General features: G+C 70.6%; 13 protein-coding genes. 7 read left to right on the top strand and 6 right to left on the bottom strand.

The genetic code is table 11. The features are described from left to right. Positions 1-128: 128 nt before the first annotated feature. The 4 genes from G4D85_RS18345 (at position 129) to G4D85_RS18330 (ending at position 6,714) form a co-directional block, all read left to right on the top strand. Positions 129-1,316: an efflux RND transporter periplasmic adaptor subunit gene (locus G4D85_RS18345; RefSeq protein WP_164013671.1), complete on the top strand. Its 1,188-nt coding sequence runs from the start codon at positions 129-131 to the stop codon at positions 1,314-1,316. Positions 1,317-1,334: 18 nt separating this feature from the next. Next, positions 1,335-4,484, top strand: coding sequence for an efflux RND transporter permease subunit (locus G4D85_RS18340; protein ID WP_164013592.1), 3,150 nt, complete (start codon positions 1,335-1,337; stop codon positions 4,482-4,484). Between the two features lie 204 nt (positions 4,485-4,688). Then, complete coding sequence (locus G4D85_RS18335; RefSeq protein WP_164013590.1) at positions 4,689-5,684, top strand: hypothetical protein; 996 nt, start codon at positions 4,689-4,691, stop codon at positions 5,682-5,684. Positions 5,685-5,712: 28 nt separating this feature from the next. Beyond that, entirely contained in the window at positions 5,713-6,714 is a 1,002-nt protein-coding gene (locus G4D85_RS18330; RefSeq protein ID WP_205525595.1) for a glycoside hydrolase family 25 protein, read from the top strand. Here G4D85_RS18330 and G4D85_RS18325 read toward each other — a convergent pair whose 3' ends face one another. Both G4D85_RS18325 and G4D85_RS18320 read right to left on the bottom strand, forming a co-directional pair. Continuing rightward, positions 6,715-7,116, bottom strand: a complete 402-nt coding sequence (locus tag G4D85_RS18325; RefSeq protein WP_164013586.1) for a DUF488 domain-containing protein — start codon at positions 7,114-7,116, stop codon at positions 6,715-6,717. It lies immediately after the preceding gene. Positions 7,117-7,927: 811 nt separating this feature from the next. Further along, positions 7,928-13,597, bottom strand: a complete 5,670-nt coding sequence (locus G4D85_RS18320) for an AAA family ATPase (RefSeq protein ID WP_164013584.1) — start codon at positions 13,595-13,597, stop codon at positions 7,928-7,930. A gap of 118 nt (positions 13,598-13,715) precedes the next feature. On the opposite strand from G4D85_RS18320, the gene G4D85_RS18315 reads away from it, so the two are divergent. Next, positions 13,716-15,257, top strand: coding sequence for a sensor histidine kinase (locus G4D85_RS18315; protein WP_164013582.1), 1,542 nt, complete (start codon positions 13,716-13,718; stop codon positions 15,255-15,257). After that, complete coding sequence (locus G4D85_RS18310; RefSeq protein ID WP_164013580.1) at positions 15,254-16,588, top strand: M16 family metallopeptidase; 1,335 nt, start codon at positions 15,254-15,256, stop codon at positions 16,586-16,588. The genes G4D85_RS18315 and G4D85_RS18310 overlap by 4 nt, the downstream gene beginning before the upstream one ends. Here the strand turns inward: G4D85_RS18310 and G4D85_RS18305 are convergent. Next, positions 16,566-17,891 (bottom strand): tetratricopeptide repeat protein, encoded by a 1,326-nt coding sequence (locus G4D85_RS18305; protein WP_164013578.1) that lies wholly within the window; start codon positions 17,889-17,891, stop codon positions 16,566-16,568. The two genes, G4D85_RS18310 and G4D85_RS18305, sit on opposite strands and share 23 nt — an antisense overlap. A gap of 40 nt (positions 17,892-17,931) precedes the next feature. Here G4D85_RS18305 and G4D85_RS18300 point away from each other — a divergent pair, with 40 nt between their 5' ends. Next, the gene (locus G4D85_RS18300) at positions 17,932-18,276 is read left to right on the top strand and encodes a hypothetical protein (protein WP_164013576.1); all 345 of its coding nucleotides are present in this window, start codon (positions 17,932-17,934) and stop codon (positions 18,274-18,276) included. A 35-nt stretch (positions 18,277-18,311) separates the two neighbouring features. On the opposite strand, the gene G4D85_RS18295 is transcribed toward G4D85_RS18300, so the two are convergent. The 3 genes from G4D85_RS18295 to G4D85_RS18285 form a co-directional block, all read right to left on the bottom strand. Beyond that, a complete protein-coding gene (locus G4D85_RS18295) occupies positions 18,312-18,911 on the bottom strand; it encodes an RNA methyltransferase (RefSeq protein WP_164013574.1) in 600 nt (199 codons plus the stop codon). Between the two features lie 124 nt (positions 18,912-19,035). Continuing rightward, positions 19,036-20,412, bottom strand: a complete 1,377-nt coding sequence (gene omp85, locus G4D85_RS18290; RefSeq protein ID WP_164013572.1) for an Omp85 family outer membrane protein — start codon at positions 20,410-20,412, stop codon at positions 19,036-19,038. A 6-nt stretch (positions 20,413-20,418) separates the two neighbouring features. Then, positions 20,419-23,838: an FG-GAP-like repeat-containing protein gene (locus tag G4D85_RS18285; RefSeq protein ID WP_164013570.1), complete on the bottom strand. Its 3,420-nt coding sequence runs from the start codon at positions 23,836-23,838 to the stop codon at positions 20,419-20,421. Between the last annotated feature and the right edge of the window lie 95 nt (positions 23,839-23,933).

Here is a 23,933-nt window from a genome sequence, read left to right as displayed (position 1 = left end):
AGCAGCCTCGAGCTGGTGCAGAGCGGAGCGGCCCTTCGCCAGGCGGAGCTGAACCTGGTGCTGCGTGAATTCGAGCTCGTCCAGGCACGCCTGGACGCATTCCTGACGGAGGCCCGGTGCGACTGGTAATGCGGGTGCGTCCCCTTGAGGCGCTGAAGAAGTCGATGTGGAGCATGGCGGTGCTGGCGGCGGTGGCCGGCTGCTCGGGGAAGAAGGCGGCCCCGGCGGCGCCTCCTCCCCGTGAGGTGGAGGTGGTGTCGCTGGTCCCCTACGAGGTGCGGGACACGGGCGAGTACCTGGGCTCGCTGCTGTCGCGGCAGAGCGTCACGGTGCTGCCACAGGTGGCCGGCTACGTGCGCCGCATCCACGCGCGCCCCGGCCAGCAGGTGGCGGAAGGCGCGCCGCTGGTGGAGGTGGACGCCCGGGAGGAGACGGCCGCGCTGGACAGCGCGCAGGCCCAGCTCAGCTCGTCGCAGGTGAACCTGGAGCTGTCGCGCCGCACGCTGGCCCGCACGGAGGCGCTGCACAAGGAGGGCCTCGCGAGCGCACAGGAGCTGGAGGGCGCCCGCGCGCAGGTGGAGGCCGCCCAGGCCGCCTCGCGCTCCTCCGCCGCGCAGGTGACGCAGCGACAGGTGCAGCTGCAGTTCAACGTGGTGCGCGCGCCCTTCGCCGGCACCGTGGGTGACGTGCTGGTGCGCGTCGGCGACTTCGTCAGCGCGTCCACGCAGCTGACCAGCGTGGCGCAGGCGGACGTGCTCGAAGTGAGCGTCTCGGTGCCCTCGCCGCGCGCGCGCTCGATGAAGCCCGACACGGCGCTGGAAATCCTCGACGCGCAGGGCAAGGTGCTGCTCACCAGCAACGTCTTCTTCGTCGCGCCCCAGGCCGACCCGCGCACCCAGTTGGTGGAAGTGAAGGCCGCCTTCCGCAACACCGTGGGCCTGCGCCCCAGCGAGCTGGTGCGCGCGCGCATCGTCTACTCCGTCCGGGACGCGCTGCAGATTCCGGCGCTCGCGGTGGTGCGCCAGAGCGGCCAGCCCTTCGCGCTGGTGGTGCAGGAGAAGGAAGGGAAGACGGTGGTGGAGCGCCGTCCCATCACCCTCGGCGCGCTGGGGGACATGGCCTATGTGGTGGAGAAGGGCCTCAAGGCGGGAGACCTCGTGGCCGTCTCGTCCATGCAGGCCCTGCGCGATGGCATGGCCGTGAAGGTGAAGGCCACGACGCCCCGCGCCGCGGTGGACTCCGGGGCCGAGGCCCCGAAGAACGCGCCAACCGTGGGCAGCACCGGAGGCGGCGCTCCTGTCGGGAGCAGCCGCTGAGCTGAGGAACAGAGCACCATGTTCGTTGACTTCTTCATCCGCAGGCCCGTCTTCGCCATCGTCTGCTCCATCCTGCTGACGCTGGTGGGGGCCATCGCCATCCCCACGCTGCCCATTGCCCAGTACCCGGACCTGGCGCCGCCGCAGGTGACGGTCAACGCCAACTACGTGGGCGCCAGCTCCGAGGTGGTGGAGAGCGCCGTCACCATTCCGCTGGAGCAGGAGCTCAACGGCGTGGAGGGGATGCGCTACATCACCTCCACCAGCAGCAACGACGGCACCAGCCAAATCACCATCACCTTCGAGCCCACGCGCGACATCGAGGTGGCCGCCGTCGACGTGCAGAACCGCGTCAGCCGCGCCGCCGCGCGCCTGCCCGGGCAGGTGAACCAGACGGGCATCGTCGTCAACAAGGCCTCCAGCCAGATGCTGATGACGGTGGCGCTGTTCAGCGAGGACGAGCGCTACGACGCGAAGTTCCTCAGCAACTACGCCGACGTGAATCTCAAGGACGCCATCAAGCGCGTGCGCGGCGTGGGCGAGGTGCGCATCTTCGGCGAGCGCAAGTTCTCCATGCGCCTGTGGCTGGACCCCACGGAGCTGGCGCGGCGCAAGCTCACCCCGCAGGACGTGACGCGCGCGCTCCAGGAGCAGAACCTCCAGGTGGCCGCCGGCCAGGTGGGCCAGCCGCCGTCCGCGGACGACCAGCCCTACCAGCTCGCGGTGCGCGCCCGGGGCCGGCTGGTGGAGCCGGACGAGTTCGGTGACATCGTCCTCATGCGCCAGAACGACGGCAAGAGCGTCCGCGTGAAGGACGTGGGCCGCGTGGAGATGGGCGCGGAGAACTACGGCACGCTGCTGCGCTTCGGCGGGAAGCAGGCCGTCGGCCTCGCCATCTTCCAGCTGCCCACCGCCAACGCGCTGGACGTGCGCGACGGCGTCTACTCGGAGCTGGAGCGGCTGTCCGCGCAGTTCCCTCCCGGCATGGTGTTCCAGACGGGCACGGACACCACGCTCGCGGTGCGCGCCTCCATTCACGAGGTGATGAAGACGCTGGTGGAAGCAATCTTCCTCGTCATCCTCGTCATCTTCCTGTTCCTGCACGGCTGGCGCAGCGTGCTCATCACCGCCTTCACCCTCCCCGTCTCGCTCGTAGGCACCTTCGCCTTCGTGCAGTTGATGGGCTTCTCCATCAACACCCTCACCCTGTTCGGCCTCACCCTGGCCACGGGCCTGGTGGTGGACGACGCCATCGTCGTCATCGAGAACATCGAGCGGCTCATGGTGGAGCGGAAGCTGTCGGCCGCGCAGGCCGCTCGCGAGGGCATGAAGGAGGTGGCCGGCGCGGTCATCGCCATCTCCATCGTGCTGGTGGCGGTGTTCGTCCCCGTGGCGCTCTTCCCCGGCACCACCGGCGCCATCTACCGCCAGTTCGCGCTCACCATCGCCGCGTCGGTGGCGCTGTCCACCTTCTGCGCCCTCACCCTCACTCCCGCGCTGAGCGCGCGGATGCTCAAGCATCACCACGGTGAGAAGTGGGTGTTCTTCCGCTGGGTGGACAAGGCGCTCGACTGGACTCGCACGACGTACGGGCGCGGGCTGCGCAGGCTGCTGAAGCACCCCATCATCGTCCTGGTGGCGTTCCTGCTCTGCATCGGCGCCACGGGGCTGCTCTTCAAGCTGGCGCCCACGGGTTTCATCCCCGACGAGGACCAGGGCTACCTCATCATCTCCGTGCAGGGTCCGGAGGGCATGTCCCTGGCCCAGACGGAGAAGGTGCTGGCCGAGGCGGAGACCGTCCTCAAGGCCCAGCCGGAGGTGCGCGCCATGTTCGCCATCGGCGGGTTCTCCTTCCAGGGCACCGGCCCCAACATGGCCACCATCTTCACGGCGCTCAAGCCGTGGGAGGAGCGCCTGGGGAAGGACCAGTCGGTGGCCGCGCTGGTGGAGCGGCTGCGCGGACCGCTCGGCCGCATTGGCGGTGCGCGGGTGATGCCCTTCCAGCCCCCGGCCATCCGTGGCGTGGGCAGCGTGGGCGGCTTCCAGTACATCGTCGAGGACATCGCCGGCACCAACTCGCTGGACCAGATTGCCACCGCCGTCCAGACGCTGGTGGCCAAGAGCAACGAGGACCCCCAGCTGCGCGGCATCTTCACCACGTTCAACGCGGACACGCCGCTGCTGGACGTGGAGGTGGACCGCCAGAAGGCCAAGGCGCTGGGAGTCCCCATCGAGCAGATCTTCGGCACCATGCAGGTCTACATGGGCAGCCAGTACGTCAACGACTTCAACTACGCGAACCGCACGTACCGCGTCTATGTGCAGGCCGAGCAGCAGTTCCGCGACAGCCCGCAGGACATCGGCGCCTTCTACGTGCGCAGCGACAGCGGGGACATGATTCCGCTGGAGTCCCTCGTGAAGGTGGAGCCCACGGTGTCCGCGCAGGTCATCCGCCACTACAACCTCTTCCGCGCGGTGGAGCTCAACGGCCAACCCGCGCCGGGCGTGTCCTCCGGTCAGGCGCTGGAGGCGATGGAGGCCCTCGCCGCGCAGCACCTGCCCCAGGGCATGAGCGCGGAGTGGACGGGCATCAGCCTGGAGCAGAAGCAGAGCGGTGGGCAGACGGTCATCATCTTCGGCCTGGGCCTGCTGTTCGTGTTCCTGGTGCTCGCGGCGCAGTACGAGAGCTTCACCCTGCCGCTGGTCATCATCTTCTCGGTGCCGCTGGCCATCATGGGCGCGCTGGGCCTGCAGCTGATGCGCGGGTTCGCCAACGACGTGTTCTGCCAGGTGGGGCTCGTCATGCTGGTGGGCCTGGCGAGCAAGAACGCCATCCTCATCGTCGAGTTCGCGGAGCAGCTTCGTGCGAGCGGCAAGAGCGCCATCGACGCGGTGGTGGAGGCGGCCGAAGTCCGCCTGCGCCCCATCCTCATGACGTCGATTGCCTTCCTCCTCGGCGTGGTGCCGCTGATGACGGCGCAGGGCGCGGGCGCCGCCTCGCGCAACTCGCTGGGAACGGCCGTGTTCGGCGGCATGCTCGTGTCCACGGTGGTGAACTTCGTCTTCATCCCCGGCCTGTACGTGCTGATGCAGAAGCTGCGCGGCGAGGCGAAGCAGACCGTCAGCGACGACGGCGACGTAGTGGCGCCGCCGGCTCCGTCGCACTGAGACACACGGGCCCCGGGTTGATCCGGGCCTTGCCGAGACAGACGAGGGGTCCAGGTCCGAGACCTGGGCCCCTTTTCCTTTGCGCCAGACGGAGACGCGGCGCGTCATAATGGGACTGTGAATGTGTAGTAGGATTGACACTTCGTGGCGTCCCGGGGCGGAGAGGTTCCTCGTCCTGGTGGGGTGGGGCGCACGAGGTGCCAGATGCTGGGTCTCAAGCTTCACCCCTCGCTCGGACTGCTGTTCGTCGTGGTGGCCTCGGCCTCGGGCGGCGCCTGGCTGTACCACCGCTACCGGGACTCGGACTGGGAGCGCCGCGAGGCGGAGTATCAGCGCCAGCTCAGCGGCCACCTCACCGCGCGCGAGAAGGAAATCGAGGCGCTGAACACGCGGCTCGGGACGGCGCACTCGCAGCTCGTCACCCAGTCGGACCTGGATAAGAAGTACCGGGAGCTGCTCACGTCGCGGGACGCGGAGTTCGAGAAGTTCCGCAAGGAGCATGCGCTCGCGCTGAAGAGCCTCTCCACCGCCATCTTCGACCTCCAGGAACGGGTCCAGGGCGGCAAGGAGTCGGCCCACGTGGTGTCGCCCGCTCCGGCGCAGCCTGGTGATGGCGCGGCGCCCGCAGTCCAGCCGGTCATCGCCTACGAATACGTGGACAAGGAAGGCCGCTTCCACCTCACGGACCCCAACATCTGGTCCGAGGGCGACGAGGTCCTCCTGCTCAAGCAGCTCTTCCGAGTGCAGGGCACCGTGCTGCGCCAGGAGGACGGCTCGCTGATGAGCGAGCGCATCCAGCTTCAGGAGGTCTCCCAGGAAGCGGAAGGCAAGTACCGCGAGCTGGCGGTGGCCCAGTTGGTGGACGCGAACTTCACCTACGCCAATCCGCCCGAGGACGCGCCGCCGCCCAACCGGGGCATTTCGTACATGGCGACCCTGGGGACGTCGTTTCGCTCCGAGGGGATGCTGCGCTTCGGCGCCTCCGCGCGAGTGCTGCGGCTGGGAAGCGCGGGCCTCGCGGGAGGGCTCACCTCCGACTTCAACTCCCTGGAAGGCAGCGGCGGTGACGCCTTCCTCACGTACACCCCGAGCCTTCGCGGGCGCGAGCTGGGCCTGGTGCTGGGCGGTGGCGTCCACCTGCCCCTGGGCGGCTCGACGCGGGTGCGTCCCAACCTGACCCTCAACTTCGTCATCTACTGACAACTCGCTTCGAAAGGATGGTGTGACGATGTCCCCCTCCCCCTGGATTCACCGCATGAAGTTCTCGGCCGTGCTGGGGCCTGTGGCGCTCTCCCTGGCCTGTGCCACCGCCGGCACCCCACCGCCCGCGACGGCGGCGTCCGAACCGCATGCGGCGACGGCGGTGGCCAGCCCCCTGGAGGCGGCTCCGGCCGCTGCCGCGGCTCCTGCTTCAGCGGCGGCTCCGGCCGCTGCTGCTGCTCCTGCTTCAACGACTGCTTCCGCTTCAGCGACGGTTCCGGCTTCGGCGGCGGCTCCCGCTTCCGCGACGGCTTCCTCTGTCGAGCCGGCCATCGTCCAGGCGGGCGCGACGGGTACAGCCAAGGCCGTCGCGAAGCCGGCCCTCGCGGTGGCCTCGGGCAAGACGTGGTTGCAGGGCATCGACATCTCCCACTACCAGCCGACCGTTCAGTGGGAGTCCGTCAAGGCCTCCGCCGCGTTCGTCTTCATCAAGGCGACGGACTCCACGAGCGGAGTGGACCCGCGCTTCACCACTCACTGGAGCGGCGCGAAGAAGGCCGGCATCCCACGCGGCGCCTACCACTTCTTCCACCCGAAGCATGACGTGCAGGCGCAGGTGGCGAACTTCACGAAGCACGTAACCCCCGACCCCGGCGAGCTCCCCGTGGTGGTGGACGTCGAGGAGTTCAACGAGGAGTACGTGGGCTTCACCTGCCAGCAGCTCGCGGGGATGCTCCAGACCTTCTCGCAGGGCGTGGAGAAGGCGCTGGGCCACAAGCCCATCATCTATACGAACCACGAGACGTGGAAGACGAGCTTCTGCAACCACGCCTGGTTCCTCGACCACACGCTCTGGCTCGCGCAGTACACGCCGCACCCGTCCGAGCCGAGGCTCCCGACGGGATGGAAGCAGTGGCACTTCTGGCAGTACACCGAGAGCGGGAAGGTGACGGGCATCCCGGGACAGGTGGACCAGAGCTACTTCAACGGCTCCATGGAGGAGCTGAAGTCCCTCCTGAAGACGAAGTAGTCAGGGAGGAGTCGGGACGCCGGGCGCTCGCGAACGCCGGGCGGCCTCGATGAGCTGGGCGAGAAGCGTCCGATGGCAGATCTGCTCGAGGATGCAGTCCTTCGAGCAGAGCAGCGTCACCGTCTCGCCCTTGTCCACCCGGTCGGCCAGCGCGGAGATGTGCTCGCGCTGGGCCTGCATCTCCTGGAGGTAGCGCTCGCGGTAGACGTCGAGGGTGATGGGCGTCCGGCCCTTGCCGTAGAAGGCGTCGAAGAGGTCCGGGCTGGGCGCCAGGTCGCTGATCCAGACGTTCCAGGTCTCCTTCGCCTTGGGCAGGCCGCGCGGCCGGTACCGGCAGACCAGGACTCGGAAGCCGTCATCCGGCTCGGCGGGCACGCACCAGCGCTTGGTCTTGATCGGCATCCCGAGTCAACGCCCGGACGGCTGCTCGGTATTCCTCCGGGCCTCACCCGACTTCTTACCGAGGCCCGCGCGTGCGCGTTCATGCGACATGCCCTCAAGTACCTGTAACCGCTTGGCTTCTGTCACGATCAGCGGACGGCACGCGCCCTGCTATGTGGTGGCGCGGGCAGCACGGGGCGGGTTGGTGGGGCGGACGGGACGGGCAGCACGGGCGGGTTGGTGGGGCGGGCGGCGGGTTGGGCGGGACGGGGCAGCACAGTGGGACGGGATTGGGCAGGGCAGCACGGCAGGACGGGGCAGCACGGGCGGGTTGGTGGGGCGGGCGGTTGAGCGGGACGGGCGGGTTCGGTGGGGCAGCACAGCGGTACGGGGAGCACGGCAGGACGGGCGGGTTGGTCGGGGCGGTACGGGCGGGTTGGTCGGGGCAGCACGGCAGCACAGCGGCACGGGGCAGCAAAGGCAGTGGGCATCACGGGCGGCGGGTTGGACGGGGTAGCAACGCAGTACGAAGCAGCACGGCAGCACGAGGCAGCACTGCAATACGGGGCAGTACGGGCGGCGGGCAGGTCGGGGCAGCACAGCAGCACCGCGGTACATGGCAGCACCGAAGCACAGCAGCACAGCAGCACCGTGGTACGGGCGGCGGGTAGGTCGGGGCAGAGAACGGCAGTCAGAGCGGGCGCATTCAGCCGGCTCCAGTCGGACGGCTCGGGCGTGATGGATGGGTGGGAAGGAGCCGGTCCTCAGCGGAGGAGTGCATTCGCGAGGGCCGGTTCGCCTCATCAAACTCGAAGACACTCAGCGGCATCAGCTACGGCTCACCTCCGGCAGCGAGGGGTAGCTCGAGGGTGAACGTGGAACCGGCCCCGGGCCTGCTCTGAACTCGGATGGCGCCACCGTGCGCCTCCGCGAGTCGGCGACTGAGGTAGAGGCCCAGCCCCAGCCCGCCGTAGTGCCTGTCGGACACGGCACGCTCGAAGCGGTCGAAGATGTGTCCGGCCCGCGCCGGGTCGATGCCAATCCCGTGGTCTCTGACAGAGACCCGCGCGCTTCCGGCCTCCTCCCAGACGGTGAGCTCGATGGCTTCCCCCGCCCCGAACTTGACCGCGTTGGCGAGCAGGTTGGCGAGGATCTGCTCGACGCGGGAGCGGTCCATGCGCCCCACGACGGGACCCTGCTCCCGTATCGACACCGTGCAGCCGGCCCGGTCCAGGTCCAGCGTGAACTGCTCGACCACCTCCCGCACGAGGTCCCCGAGGTCGACGTCGCTCAGCTCCAGCGGCAGTCGCTCCGCATGGAGGCGCGTCACGTCCAGCAAGTCCCGACACAGCCGGCGCAGGCGCGTGCCCTGCCGCAGGGCCCGCTCCACCAGACCGCCCATGGTCGGCGGATCGCAGACGCGCCCGGACCGGGCGAGCCGGTCCATGGTCTGCAACGCGAGGATGAGCGACGTCATGGGCGTGTTGAGCTCGTGCGAGGCGACCGACAGGAACTCGTCGCGCACCCGGATCGCCTCCTGCGTCTTCCGGTAGAGCCTTGCATTGTCGATGGCCATGGCCGCCCGCCGCGCCACCTCCCCCGCCAGTTGGAGGTCGGCCTGGCCATAGCGGCGTCCCGGCGCGGACGAGACGAGGCTCAGCACCCCGAGCAGCTGTCCCCGCGCGAACAACGGCACCACCATGAGGCTCCGGATTCCCAGCCTCCGGATGTAGCTCGCGTGTGCCTCGTTCTCAGAGAACGCCTGGAGGTCCGCTTCGGTGAACTCGGGGAGCAGCAGCGGCACCCCCTCGCTCAGGACCTTCATCGCCGGGTGGGACGAGCCCGAACGGGGGGGATGGTGCCGCCGGAGCTCCCCGAGCAGCGGCTCCATCGATGCGTCGTGATGCGCCCCGGCGATGCGCTTGACCCCTCCCTCTTCCAAGACGTCGATGACGCACCAGTCCGCCAGGGAGCGCACACACAGCCGCCCAAGGAGGGTGAACGTTTCGCCATAGTCGAGTGACTCCGACAGGAGCGCCCCTGCCTCGGCGATGAAGGCCGAGCGCCGCTCCGCCGCCTCGGCCGCCGCCCGCGCAGCCTGCTCCCGGCCCAGCAGCACCCCCTTCTCCAGGGAGATGGCCGCCTGCGTCGCGAGCAGCTCCAGGGCCACGAGCCGCGCGGCCGTGAAGGCGCCCGCGAGGAGGTTGTTCTCCAGGTAGAGCAGGCCCACCACCTCGCCCTGTCTCAGGATGGGCATGCACAGCACGGAGTGGGGCCGGTTGCGCGCGAAGTAGTCGTCGCCCGAGAACCTGCCCGCGTCCGAGGCCGCGTCCCCCAGGATGACGTGATCCTTCGTCCGCTGCGTGTAGTGGAGGACCGAGGCGGGGACGCGCGGTGAGGACTCCACCGGCACCGACCCGAGGAGGCTCACCGCCACGTTGCGTGCCTCCAGGGAGGCCTCCGCTTCGAGTGAAAGCCGCCCCTGCTCGCACAGGATGAGGACGGCTCGCTGCGCCCCGCCCTGCTCCAGGATGACCGAGAGCAACGTGCGGACCAGCCTGTCGAACACGAGCTCGCTGGAGACGCTCAGCGAGGCCTTGGCCACCGCGAGCAGGTCGAGTTGCTCCGAGCGCACCGCGAGGGTGGTCGTGTGCGCGAGCAGGTGGGGCTCCAGCATCCGGGGGAAGTCCGCGTCGAGCTGCCGGACCTTCCCGGTGGCACCCCACCGCAGATAGCTGGCGCGCGCCTCGCGCAGGTAGGTGTCGGCAATCAGCCCGAAGCCCCGCGCGCGCCAGGCGCGGGACGCGAGCTCATAGGCCAGCGCCTCGTTCTGGACGAAGCCCTGCTCCCGCGCGGAGCGGATGGCTTCCTCGTAGTGGCGCTCGGCGTCGAGCTCCCGCCCCTCGATTCGGGCCCGCTCGGCGGCGACCAGCGCCGCCCGGTTCGCGAAGTTCTCCGGGCCCTGCTCCGCCCACGCCTCCAGTTGCTGGTGGTGGGCGGCGAGCGCGGCGACGTGCCGGGGCCGCGCCTCGACGGGAGCCACCGCATGGTGGGCGGCGTGCGCGAGCGCGGCATGGAAGTGGTACTCGGCGACCTCGAAGAACGATGGGGACGCCCAGAGCAGCCGCTCCGCCTTCTCCGCCGCCACCACGGCCCCGGCGGTGTCACCCGCGTACAGCCGCGCCTGCAGCTTGCGGACGTAATACCAGCACGTGGCGATGGCCAGACGGGAGTCGCCCTCCAGGTGCTGCTCGAACCGGCCCTCGTCGAACTCCGCGTCGTTGAAGGAGGAGAACCCGGGCAGCAGTCCCCGGAGCGTCCGGATGAACCGGAGCTGCCCGGTGACGACGTCGACGATGAGGCCGGACCTCGCCTTGCGGGCGAAGTCGAGCGCGCCCTCCGCCTCCCGCTGGACTTCACCGAGCGGGTCTCCCCTGGCGAGCAGCAGGGTGACGAGGCAGTTGAGGCTATAGGTCGCGTAGGTGAGGTCTCCGGTCTCCAGCGCCGCCTCGAAGCCCCGCCGCAGCAGGTCGGGGCTGTCGCGCAGGTGCCGTGTCCAGGGCCGGACCCGGTGCCCGAAGCCATGGTAGACGCGGGCCTTGAGACGCAGCGGTCCATGGCTCTCCAGCAAGTCGAAGCCCAGCTTGCCGAAGCGGTAGCCCCGCGCGTACTCGCCGAAGTACGGCCCCAGCAGCATGCCCAGCCAGACGTACGCGAGGCAGGAGGCGTCGCTGTTGCCGTGCTCCAGGCTGAGGTTGGCCATGCGGCAGACGACGAGGCCGAGCAGGTTCTTGTCGGTGAGCAGCGCGGGAGACTGGGCCGCCGTCAGGACGTCCATCGTCGCCCGATGGGCCGGGTCGGTCATCGGCGGCAGTTCGACCAGCTCCTCGATGGAGCGGCTCCCGAGCTGCCGCCAGATGCGCGCGTACTCCCGCTGGACGTCTTCGTCCGACGGGTGCGGCGCCCAGGTGACACCGGTCCGCCGGAGGTACTCGAGGCTCACCTCGACACCGCGGTCGGTCTGGTCCAGCGTCGTGTAGAGCGCCAGGCGCAGGCAGGTGACGGCGGCCACGTCGACGAGGCCCTCCGCGCGCCTGGAGAGCATCGCGAGCCGCTCCTCCGCCGCTCCCAGCTCGCCCGTCAGGTACTCGCACTCGGCGCGGTGGTACTCCAGCGCGAAGGCCAGGGCGTACCGCCGCTCCCAGCAGTCCTCCGGCAGCAGCGCGGTGCCGACGGCGAGGTACTTCAGCGCCGAGGCCCAGGCCGTCGACTTCCTGGCGCGCAGGCCCGCGAGGAGGTTGAGCTCGGCCACGCGCTCGCGCTCCTCCCGCGAGGTGATGAGCGAGACCCCGCGGTCGATCTGGTTGGAGATGTCGAAGACCTTCTCCTCCAGTTGCTCCGGCGCCGTGCGTTCCCAGAGGAGCCTGCCAATCCGCAGGTGCACCGCCGCCCACCGGTCCTCCGGGATGAGCGAGTAGGCCGCCTCCTGGATTCGGTCATGGAGGAACGTGTACGCGCCGTCCGCGCGGAGGACGAGCCCCGCGCGAACGGCCTCCCAGAGCGCCGCGTGGGCCACGTCTTCCGGGCAGCCGTGGACGATGGCCAGGAGGGCGACCTCCGCGGTGCTCCCCAGACAGGCCAGCTGTGTCAGCGTGTCGCGCGTGTCGGTGGGGAGCCGCCCGAGCTTGCCCACCATCAGGCAGACCACGTTGTCGGTGAAGCCCTTGGCGCGGATGCGCGCCATGTCCCACCGGAAGAGTCCGGCGCGCCGGTCGAACTCGATGAGCCGCTCCTCATGGAGTGCTTCCAGGAACTGGAGCGCGAAGAAGGGGTTGCCCGCCGTCTTCTCGTGGACGAGCTCCGCGAGCGGCAGGGCCTCCTCGCGGCGGCAGTGGAGCGTCTCGCTCACGAGCAGGACCAGGTGCTCCCGCGAGAGCGGGCCGAGCACGATGTCGGAGATGCACGCGCCCTCCTTCCGCGCCCTGTCCAGCGTCCGCATCAGCGGGTGGGAGGGGGGCACCTCGTTGTCGCGGTAGGCGCCGATGACGAGCAGGCACTGCGTCTCGGGCCGGGTCATCAGGTCCTGAAGCAGGGCGAGGCTCGCGAAGTCGGCCCACTGGAGGTCATCCAGGAAGAGCGCGAGCGGATGCTCCTGGCGGGCGAACACGCCGATGAAGCGCCGCAGCACCAGGCTGAGCCGGTGCCGTGCCTGCGTGGGCGGCAGCTCGGGCACCGGCGGCTGTGGACCGAGGATGAGCTCCACCTGCGGGATGAGGTCCAGGACGAGCTGCCCGTTGATGCCCAGCGCCTCGAGCAGCCGCTGCCGGAAGTCCGCGATGTGCTCCTCGCTCCGCGCGAGGACCTCCAGCACCAGCTCCCGGAAGGCCTGGATGAGGGTGGAGTACGGGACGTCGCGCTGGTGCGGCTCGAACTTGCCGGAGACGAAGAAGCCCCGCTCCCGGGCGATGGGCTTGTGCAGCTCCTGCACCAGCGCCGACTTGCCGATGCCGGAGTAGCCGGAGACCAGCACGAGCTCGGAGGTGCCCGTGCCCACCACGCGCTCGAAGGCCCCCAGGAGCGCGGCGAGCTCCTGCTCCCGGCCGTAGAGCTTCTGGGGCACCTCGAAGCGGCCCGAGACGTCGTGCTCGGCCAGGGGGAACGACTCGAACCCGCCCCGCGCCCGCCAGCCGGCGAGGCAGTGCTCCAGGTCGTGCCGCAGGCCGCGAGCCGTCTGGTAGCGGTCCTCCGGCATCTTCGCCAGGAGCTTCAGGACGATGGCCGAGAGCAGCTCCGGCAGCTCCGGGACGAAGGTGGTGGGCGGCGGCGGGGCCCGCGCGACATGGCAGTGCACCCACTCCAGCGCGTCCCCTGCCTCGAAGGGCAGGCGCCCCGTGAGCATCTCGTAGAAGGTGACGCCGAGGGCATAGAGGTCGGCCCGGCTGTCGCTGACGCGGTTCATCCGGCCGGTCTGCTCCGGCGCCAGGTACGGCAGGGAGCCCTCGATGAGGCTCGGGCTCTCGGCCACCGTGTGCTCGCGGGGGAGCCGCGAGGCCAGCCCGAAGCCCATGAGGCGGACCTGCCCGGTGGCCTCGTGGACGAGGATGTTCTGGGGCTTCAGGTCCTTGTGGATGATGTCCCGCTGGTGGAGCTCCGCGACGGCCGCGACGAGGGGAATCGCGAGCTCGAGGAACCGCACGGGAGCCAGGGGCTCGCCGAGGAACTGGTCGAGCGACCGCCCGCCAGGGTCCTCCATCACCAGGGCCGACATGCCCGCGTACGTCTCCAGCGACAGCGGCGTCACGACGATGCGGGGGTCCAGCGCCCGGCCCAGCGCGTGCTCATGCCTGAGGCGCTCCACGTCCCTGACGCGGTCGTGCCCCGGGTCGAGCACCCGCAGGAGCACCGGACGCTGGTCCGCCTCCCGGATTGCTCGCAGCAGGGCCGTCCCATCGGCCTGCTGGAGGGTCTGGGTGATGGTAAAGGACGAGCCGCCTTGCGTCATGGGATGCCTGCCGAGGGCCTGAGACAAGCCTAACCATGAAGCACCGGGCGTCGGGCCTTCGGGCAACCGTTCGCCACGGCCCCTCCTGGCAGGGACCTGAAGTACGCTGACCTCGAGAATGAAGCTCTCCCTCGCCACGCGCATCTTCCTCGGCTACGCGGTGGTGCTCGTCACCTTCGGGATGGTGTCCCTGTTCAGCGTGACGGAGCTGCACCGCAACCGGCTGGAGATCCGCCTCGTCAGCCAGGGCTACCTCCAGCTGTCGCAGGACGCCGCGGAGCTGGAGACGTTCCACACCACGCAGGAGAAGGACACCGAGCGGATGCTGGAGGAGGGCAACGTGGAGGCCCGCCGCGCCTTCATCCGACTCGCCCGCCTGTACTTCCCGCCCCTCATGTCCCAGCGGCTGTTGTCCGCGCAGGGCAAGGCGCGCGAGGTGCTCACCTTCGCCCCGGCCAGCGAGGCCCCCTTCATCCGCGGGCTGGAGAACCGCTTCGGGGAAATCCACACGCGCTACCGGGAGTATGGCCGCGCCGCCGAGGCCGTCTTCAGCGCGCTCTCCACCGAGACGCCGGACCGCGAGCAGGTGGCCCGCGCCGCCGCCGAGCTGCGGCAGCTGGAGACCACCATCGGCCGGGAGATTCGCGTGCTCCGCGCCGCCCTGGCCAACCGCATCCGCGAGCGCGTGGACGGCGCCGAGGAGCGCGAGCGCACCACGGGCCTGTTCATCATCGGCTTCTCCCTGGCCGCCATCATCGTGGGCATCGGCGTCATCGCCTGGTCCGCCCGCACGCTGCGCCCGGTGCGCACCCTCATCGAGGGCGTGTCCCGCATCGGCCGAGGTGACTACAACGCCCAGCTCGGCGTGCGCGGCGACGACGAGGTGGCCGTGCTGGCCCGCGAGTTCGACCAGATGGCCCGCTCGCTCCAGGCCCGCGAGGCCCAGCTCAAGGCCCAGGCCGAGGCCCTGATGCGCGCCGAGCAGCTCGCCGCCGTGGGCCGCATCTCCGCGCAAATCGTCCACGAGGTGCGCAACCCGCTCTCCTCCATCGGCCTCAACGTGGAGCTGCTCCAGGACGGACTGGAGCGCGCCAGCTTCGCCTCCGAGGAGGACTCGACCGAGGTGAAGGAGTTGCTCTCCGCCGTCACCCACGAGGTGGACCGGCTGGCCGACGTCACCGAGCAGTACCTGCGCATGGCCCGCCCGCCCCACCCCGACCTGGACCCGCGCGACGTCATCGCCGTGCTGGACGGCGTGCTGGACTTCACCCGCGAGGAACTGGAGCGCGCCGGGGTGGAGGTGGTGCGCGACTTCGACAAGGCCACGCCTCCCGTGCTCGCGGACGAGGGGCAGCTGCGCCAGGTGTTCCTCAACCTGCTGCGCAACAGCCGCGAGGCCATGCCCGGCGGCGGCCAGCTCACCGTGGCCACCCGCCCCCTGGACGGCGACGTGGAAGTCCTCGTGCGCGACACCGGCCAGGGCATGACGGAGGACGTGCGACGTCACCTCTTCGAGCCGTTCTTCACCACCAAGGAGGGCGGCACCGGGCTGGGACTCGCGGTGAGCCAGCAGATCCTCCAGGCCCACGGGGGCTCGCTCTCCTGCCAGAGTATTCCCGGCCAGGGCACCTCCTTCGTGTTAAGGCTCCCCCGCGCATGAGCTTCACATCGTACCGGGACGTGCTGCCCTCCGGGCTGCGCGTCGTCACTGTCGAGACGCCCCACCTCCACACCGCCCTGCTCGCCATCTACGTGCGGACGGGCAGCCGTCACGAGACGCTCGCCAACAACGGCGTCAGCCACTACCTGGAGCACCTCTTCTTCCGCGGCAGCGACGGCTGGCCGGACACGGTGAAGATGAACGCGGCCGTGGAAGAGGTGGGCGGCAACCTCAACGGCGTCACCACCCGGGACCACGGCTACTACTACACGCCCATCCACCCCGCGCACCTGCGCGTGGGCATGGACATCCTCGGCGACATGCTCACCCGCCCCCGCCTCACCGACATGGAGGTGGAGCGGCAGATCATCCTCGAGGAGATGCTGGACGAGGTGGACGAGAAGGGCCGCGACATCGACCTGGACAACCTGTCCAAGGATTTGCTCTTCCCCGGCCACCCCCTGGCCCTCAAGATTGCCGGCACGCGCGAGTCCGTCTCCGCCCTCACCCACGCCCAGGTGCTGGAGCACTTCGCCCGGCACTACGTGACGGGCAACCTGGTCGTCACCGCCGCCGGCCGCGTCAATCGCCAGGAGGTCCTGGAGATGACCGAGCGCGCCTTCGCCCGGCTGCCGCAGGGCCTGGCCAGCACGGAGCTGGCTCCGCCTCCGAGCGCCTCCGGCCCCCGGCTGCACTTCGTCGCCCACGACGAGTCGCAGACGGAGTTCCGCCTCAACTTCCGCACCGTGCCGGACCGGCACGTGGACCACCCCGCCCTGCAAATCATCCGGCGCCTGCTGGATGACGGGCTGTCGTCACGGCTGCCCTTCGAAATCGTGGAGAAGCGCGGGCTGGCGTACTCCGTCCACGCGTCGCTGGACGCGTACCACGACTCGGGCGTGTTCGAGATTGAGGCCGCCAGCGCGCCGGAGAAGGCCGCGCAGGTGGTGGCCGAGGCCCTCCGCGTGCTGGGCGCCCTCTGCGACACCGAGGTGGGCGAGGAGGAGCTGTCGCGCGCCAAGCGGCGGCACCGCATGCTGCTGGAGTTCGCCCAGGACTCGCCGGGCGAGCTGGCCGGCTGGTTCGGCGTCAACGAGCTGTTCGACGCCTCCGAGTCCTTCGGCCACCGCGCCGACCTGGTGGACGCGCAGTCCGCCGCGACGGTGCGCGAGGTGGCCCGGCGCTACTTCCACCGGGAGAACCTCACGGTGGTGGCGGTGGGCCAGCGCAAGGGCCTGAAGGCCCTGGAGCGCGTGGTGGCGGAGGCCCCCGGGCTGCCGGCACCCGAGGCCCCCGCGCTGGCGGCTGTCAGCGGCGCCCGCCGCGGATGATGACGGGCCCCGTGGGGCGCTTCTTGGGCTTCGGCATGAGGGCGGTGAGCGCCTTCTGGATGCGGAGGTACTCCTCGTTGTCGGGGCTGCGCTTCAGCGCCTCGTCAATGAGCTTCAGCCCCTGGGGCACCTTCATCTGGAGGGTGGCGTAGAGGTTGGCCAGCTGGGCCTTCTCCTCCAGCGACGCCTCGCCCAGGGTGAGCACCCGCTCCAGGGAGGCCAGGGCCTCCACCTTCCGCTCGGCCTTCAGGTGCAGCTGCCCCATCCGTGAGTGGGCCGGGGCGAAGCGCGGGTTCGCGCCCAGCGCGAAGCTGTAGCTCTCCTCGGCGCCCCGGCGGTCCCCCTGCTCCTCCTGGGTGCGGCCGCGCACGTACAGTGCCCGGGCGAGGCGGGGCCGGAGCTGGAGCGCCTTGTCCACCTGCGCCTGCGCGTCCGCGCGGCGCCCCTGCACCAGCATGGCCTCCGCGAGCCAGGCCAGGGCCTCGGCGTTGTTGGGCTCGGCGTCCACCAGCTTCTTCAGGGCGGCCTCGGCCTCGGCGGGGCGCTCCAGCACCAGCAGCACGCGCGCGCGCAGGGTGACGACGTCGGTGGTCGCCGACTCGGGCGCCTGCACCGCGCCCAGGTCGGCCTCGGCCATCTCCGGGAAGCCGTTGTTGAGGAAGTAGCGCGCGCGCAGGAGCCGCGCGGACGTCTGCTCCGGGTCCTGTTGGAGCAGCCGGTCCATGAGGTTGGCGGCGAGCAACTCGTCGCCCTTGAGGAGCAGCACCTCCGCCTCCACCGCCTTGGCCTCCGCGTCGTCCGGGTTTTCCCGGAGGACGGCCTCCAGCGTCTTGAAGGCGGCGTCAATCTGCCCCTCGCGCGCCTGGATGCGGGCGAGCTTGAGCACGTCCGCGTCCGGCAGGCCGCCCGTGTCCCTCAGGTGGATGAGGGTGGCGAGCGCGTCCTGGGTGTGGCCGTCCTGCAGGTAGAGCTCGGCGAGCTCCCGCTGGATGGCCGGGTCCTCTCCGACGAGCGACTTGGCCTGCTTCAGCGCGAGGATGGCGGCCCCCTCATTGCCGGCGAGGCGGTGGGCCTGGGCCATGAGGAGGAGCGGCTCGGCGCTGTCCGGGGCGGCGGTGGCGGCCTTGCGCAGCGCCGCGAGCGCGGGGCCGGGCTCGTTGTTGGACAGGTGGGCACGGCCTTCCGAGAGGGCGGCTTGGGCCTGTTGTGCGCGGTTCTGTACGGCGGCCGCCTCCGGCTCCTTGCAAGCAAGCGGGAGGAGGAGCGCCAGGGTCCAGGGACGGATCGAAAAATGCCAGGGCATCGCTGAGAGCGAGGGTACCGGATGTTAAGCTCCCACGTCGATGGACCCATTCGTTCGGCGCCTCGTGGAGAGGCTCCATGACCCCAGCAAGCCTCTGTCGAGAAACCGGCACTTCCACACGTTCGACACCCCCGAAGGGCGGATGGCGCTGAAGGTGTTCCGGCGGCTGCGCAGCCTGCAGCACGACATCCTCGCCTGTCAGGCGGAGGGCCGCCGTGCGCGAATCTCCCGCCAGGTCGGTCCCCAGGGCGAGTACCGCATCGAGCTCCTCATGGAGCGCGTCTCCGGCCGGCGGGTGTCCACGCTCCAGGCGGCCGAGTTCGAGCTGCTCGCCCGCCTGCCCGGCGTCCGCGAGGCGCTGGAGATCCTCGACATCGCGGCGTAGAGGCTAGACGTCGGCGCCGTACGGCGGCGCGGGCCTCAGAACACCCAGGGGCCGAGGCCGGTGGGAGCGCCGCCGCAGGCGTAGCGCAGGCGGGCCAGTGCGTCCTCATATGAGAGCCTCATGGCGTCGTCCTTGAGCGACACGGGCGCCCAGCTCCGCCACGAGCGCAGCACGGCGACGTGGTGGCCGTCCTCCTCCTGCGCCTCGGAGAAGTGGACCAGGAGCCGCTCCTGCAGCGTCTGGCGGGCCTTGGTCCACGGGCCCTCCTTTTCGAGCCGGACCTCGCCATCTCGCTCCACGAGGGTCAGCAGCTCGCGCGCGTCCAGGGAGAGTCCGGCCAGTGAGGCCCGGCGGCGCGAGGGCTCCATGGCGACGCGGTACACCGAAGGCCACAGCGTGGGGTCCACGAAGGCCACCTTGCCCTCCACCAGCCGCACCGCGAGCACGTCCGGCGAGGCGCGCAACATCCGCCCCAGCCGGTACGCGAGCCGCCCCTTCGAGTGCTCGCGCCAGCTCCCGGAGGGACGTCCCCCGAGCACTTCCTCCACGAGCGAGGCGGGCCCCTGCGTGGGCACCTCGGTGATGACATGGTGCGTGTGGACCAGCTCCACCGCGTCATGCAGCGTCCGGATCAAACGGCCTCCTTGCGCCGGCGCGGAGTGGATGCCGGCCTGCCTGGAAGATGCTCACGACACCGCTGGCGGCGACACTGACGCTGCCTCGCCCGGCCGCCCGGGATGCGCCTTGGCCCGGAGCGCCTCAGAACAGGTGATTGAAGTCGAGGTAGAAAGCCGTCGTTCCGTCGCTCGGGCTGACGCCGTAGTCCATGCGGATGATGAAGTTGCCCTCCCAGGAGATGCGCAGCCCGCCACCGCCCGAGTAGCGGGAGAGCCCATCGTCCCGGAAGTCCAGGTCGGCCCACGCCTGCCCCACGTCCGCGAAGGCCACCGCCGTGAAGTCCACCCGCTGATTCAGCGGCGCCACCGAGAGGAACTGCCACCGCACCTCGCCGTTGGCCACCGCCTTCACCTTCCCCTGCATCCGGTGCTTCAGGATGCCGCGCCCGGTGAACAGGCCGCCGATGCCGCCCCAGCCATCACGCCACTCCACGCCGCCGAGCGAGCTGAGCAGGAAGAAGGGCACGTCTCCGCCCATCACATCCGCCATGAGGCGCAGCGCCGCCACCACCCGCGGGCTCACCACCGGGTGGTAGAAGCGCAGGTTGAGCGTCGTCCCCCAGTAACGGAACGCGCTCCCCGTCGCCTCCATCGCACCGCGTGCCGACAATTCGTGGAACATGCCGCGCGTGGGCGCCGGCTCGTTGTCGCGCAAGTCGAACAGCAGGCCCGCCGTCAGCTCCGCCGTGCGAAACGTGCCGGACAGTGTCTGTGCGTCCAGCCCCGTGAGCAGCCCCGCCCGTGCGTCCTCTTCCAGCCGCGAGGCTCCGCTCTGTCCCAGGTCCTCCGCGTCGTAGCGCGTCCGCACCTTCGTCAGCCGGAAGCGGTAGCCGAGCGCCACCTGCCAGGGGCCCTGCACCGGGCGGCGCGTGTTCAGCACCACGCTGGGGAAGGTGCGCTGGTCATAGGTGTAGTAGCGCAGGCCCCGGAAGGCCGGGTTGCCCGGGCACTCGTCCGGAGAGTCCTCCAGCGCGTCGCGGTCATCACATGACGCGAAGTCCGCCTGGTAGTCCGACGCGCCGCCCAGGCCGTAGTACGGCGAGAAGCGCTCGTTGAGGAGGCTCAGGTCCAGCCCCACCCGCCAGGCGGACCCGAGGAACCCCGGGGCGTCCATCAGGAGGCGATGCGCCGCCACCCCGCGCGTCGTCTGGAAGAACTGCGCCACCACCGAGTGGCGGTAGGGCTTCTGGCTCCCGTCCCCCGCGTCCACCAGCAGCAGCCGCACGCCGTAGCCAACCCCCTCGTCGCTGTTGAAGTTGATGAGGGGCAGCCCCGCGACGCGCCACCCCGTGCGGGGCGCGGGCACCACGGGCACCTCGGCGCCAGGCACCGAGGGAACCTGGGGCACCTCGGCGCCGGGCACGGGGGCCTGCGACGCCGACGGGTCCTCCGCCCGGGCCGGCGTCACGGCCAGCAGCACGCCCAGCGAGAACACCCACGTCGTCGGAGTCAGGCGCATGAAGGACTAGCGTACGCAGGTGGGCCGCAGCAGGTCCACGGCGCCACTGTGGGCAGCGAGCAGGTCCACGCGCCCGTCGCCGTCCCAGTCATGGGCCAGCAGACGGCTCGGCCAGTCCATGGGCCCCTGCCACCGGGGCGGCGAGAAGCCTCCACCGGCCTGTCCCAGGAGGAGCGCCAGCCGGAGGTTGCCCTCGCTGGCCACGGCGATGTCCTGCCAGCCATCCCGGTTGAAGTCGCCGAGCGCCAGGCTCCGGGGCTGACTGCCCACGGGGAACTTCCGCGCGGGGCCGCCCGCCCCCGACAGCACCGACACCGTGCCATCGTCGCGGTTGGACACCACCACCTCCGGGCGTCCGTCCCCGTCGAGGTCGCCCACCGCGAGCGCCGCCGGCGCGAGGCCCACCACCTCGGTGGACTGGAGCGTCAGCGCGCCATGGCCATCATTGGCGTAGCGCTGGACGGTGCCGGCTTCGGAGTCGGCCACCACGAGGTCCAGGTCCTCGTCCCCGTCCAGGTCCGCGAGCGCCAGGGCTTGCGGGTCGACTCCCATGGGGAGCACCTCACCTGCCCGGAGGAGGCCCGTGCCGTCGTTGCGCAGGATGGTGGCGCTGTCCTGCCCGGGGTGGAGCACCACCACCTCCGGCGCGCCATCCCCATCCAGGTCTCCGGCTGCCAGCGGGCCAGGAACCACGTCGGTGAGGGTGAGCGTGGTCGCCGCGAAGTCCCCTCCTCCGGTGCTCCGCAGCACATGCATCCTCAGGTTGAAGTCTTCCGAGAAGACCAGGTCCATCAGGCCGTCCTGGTCCAGGTCCGTCGCGATGGCGTCCCGCACCGAGGAGCTGGGCGTCGAGAAGAGCCGTGAGGTCCGGGTGCCATCCGGCTGGCTCAGCAGCAGCTCGGTGAAGCTGCCCATTCCAGCCAGGTCCACCACGCCATCACCATTGAAGTCCCCCACCCCCAGCCGACTCGTCTGGTTGGAGCCCAGGAGGAAGCCCGGGATGAGGAAGTTCCCCTCGCCCTGGTTGAGGAGCGGCAGCACACCTGACGGCGTGCCCACGAGCAGCTCCGGCCGCCCGTCGCCGGTGAGGTCCCCCGCCGACACGCCCGTGGCCTGGAAGGAGCGGCCCACCGCCTCCTTCGCCCGGAAGCCCCCGCCCGCGTCGCGCCGCACCATCCACAGCCGCGCGCCCAGGTTGCCCGCGGTGAAGGCGAGGTCCTTCCGGCCGTCCCCATCGAAGTCCGCCACGGTGAGCACCCACACGGATTCACCGACGTCGAGCCGCACCGGGGCGGCGAACGTGCCCTGCCCCTGGTTGCGCAGCAGCGCGAGCCCGCCATTGCCCAGGTGGAAAAACAGGTCCTCCCGCCCGTCGCCGTCCTCGTCCGCCGGGGTCAGCGCCGTGGCGTACTCCGGCAGGGTCAGGCCTCCCGCGGGCACGAAGTTTCCGGCCCCGCCTCCCGTGAAGACCTCGGGAGCGCTCCCCCGGCCCATGGCGACGAGGTCCACGCCGCCTCCCGGTCCACGAGCCACCAGCGCCAGCCGCCCGCCGAACCAGCGGTCCTCACGGAACGCCGTGGTCACCTCCGGAGCGAACCACCCGCCGCCCTGGTTGAGCAGGACGTGGACCGCCCACCAACCCGCCTGGTCCTCCAGGTACGCGACGTCCAGCTTGCCATCCCCGTTGACGTCCACCAGCCGGCCCTCGTCACCGAAGGCGCTCCAGACGAGGACTCGCGGAGGGAAGAGGGAGCCATCACCCCGGTTGAAGCGCACCGACACCTGCTGCCCCACGGAGAGCACGTCCGGCGCCCCGTCCCCATCCAGGTCTCCCGCGGACATGTGCCCGAGCGCGCGGTCCAGGTCCGGCTGGCGCAGCACCAGCGTCCCATCGCCCGTGTTGTCATGGACGGTGCCTTCCGAGGACACCGCGTCCAGGTCGCCATCCCCGTCGAGGTCCACGGGCAGCAACGAGCCCTTGGGCGGAGTGTCCCCGAGCGTCGGAAGGTACGGCAGGGCCGTGGTGGCGGCGCACTCCGCCACGAAGGCCACCTCGGTCTCCAGCACCACGTCGCCCGACGTGGCGGTGACCTGGGCGACGCGCTCGGACTCGGAAGCGAGCGTGGCGGAGAAGACGCCGTGGGCATCCGTCCTCCCCTCCCCGCTCTCAGGCACGAGCACGTGCCCCGTCCCGGACACCGACAGCCGCACGGGCGCATCCGCCACCGGGTTGCCACTGCGACTGAGGAGCTGCACGCGCAGGGTGGCCCGGGAGGAAGGCCCGGCGGGAAGGCGCTGTGGAGACGCGCGCAGGGACGAGGCCGCCACCTCGACCGCGCCGTTCCGGACCGTGAACGGGGTGCTGGTGGCCGCGGTGAGCTGCCCGCTGCGTGCCACCAGCCGATAGCCCGTCCCCGCGCGGGCCACCCGCACCTCCGGGAACAAGATGGGTGAGGAGTCGTGGCGGATGGAGGACAGCGGAGACTCGTGGCCCTGCGCGTCCTGGAGCAGGAGCTCCACCCCGACAGTGGTGCTGGTGGTGACATTCCCGTGCGCGTCGACGGTGCTCACGGACGGGCCCGGCGTGAGGGCCGCTCCCGCCTCCACCTCCTCCGGAAGGGAGCCGTTGAAGCGAAGCCCCGCCACCGGCCCGGGATACACCGTGAAGTTGACGCTCGATATGCGGCTGGTGGGCGAGTCCGCGACGAGGCGGGCCGCCCCCGCCCCCAGCACACGCACGTCCGGGAAGGTGGCCAGGGCGCGCCCCAACTCGCGCGAATGCACCGCCGTCACCGTGAGCGTTCCCTCCAGTCGATTCGCTGTCGAGTCCGCCGCCAGGTAGAGGGTGACGGGGAAGGGCCGCGTCACCGCGTTGCCGGCGGCATCCCGGGCCGCCACCATCACTGGCACGTCGAGCGTCCTTCCCGCGGGCACCTGGACCGGGAACGCGACGAAGAGGAGCTCGGCCGGTGGGCCCGCGATGAACGTCACCTCCACCTTCTGCGTGAGCGTCTTCCTCCGGCCGTCCAGCCCCGCGATGACCTCCATCGTCAGCGTCCCGAGCCCCCGCGAGGCGAGCTCGAACTCGGTGATGCCGTCGGCGTTGGTGCTCGGGAGGTTGAAGACCTGCTCGCCTCCCCCTATCCCCTTCGCGCGAATGCGCACCTCGGCCCGCAGCACGGGCGCGCCCTTCGTGTCGACGATGCGCACCGTCCCGAAGACGGTGTCCTTGCCATCGCCCGCCACGTCCGTGGTCCGGTCCACGGTGAAGGACGAGCGCTGGGGGTCTATCTCCCGAACCGAGTCCTCCGTGTCCCCGGATGAAGGGCAGCCGGTGAGCACGGAGACCAGGAGGAGGCCGAGGAAGGCACTCTCCCAGCGGAGCGGCACCAGGGACGGAAGACGGGGCGGGGCGGACACGGACATGCCCGGATTCCTACCATTTGAGAACGACCTCCGTCGCGGGGGGCCCAGGTACTCGAAGCAGCCCCGGACGCGCCGTTGACGCGTCAATGAAGGAG

It is taken from the genome of Pyxidicoccus trucidator (assembly GCF_010894435.1).
Lineage (GTDB): Bacteria > Myxococcota > Myxococcia > Myxococcales > Myxococcaceae > Myxococcus > Myxococcus trucidator.
Note: the sequence above shows the minus strand (reverse complement) of the source record. Positions and strands in the feature narration are given on the sequence as shown.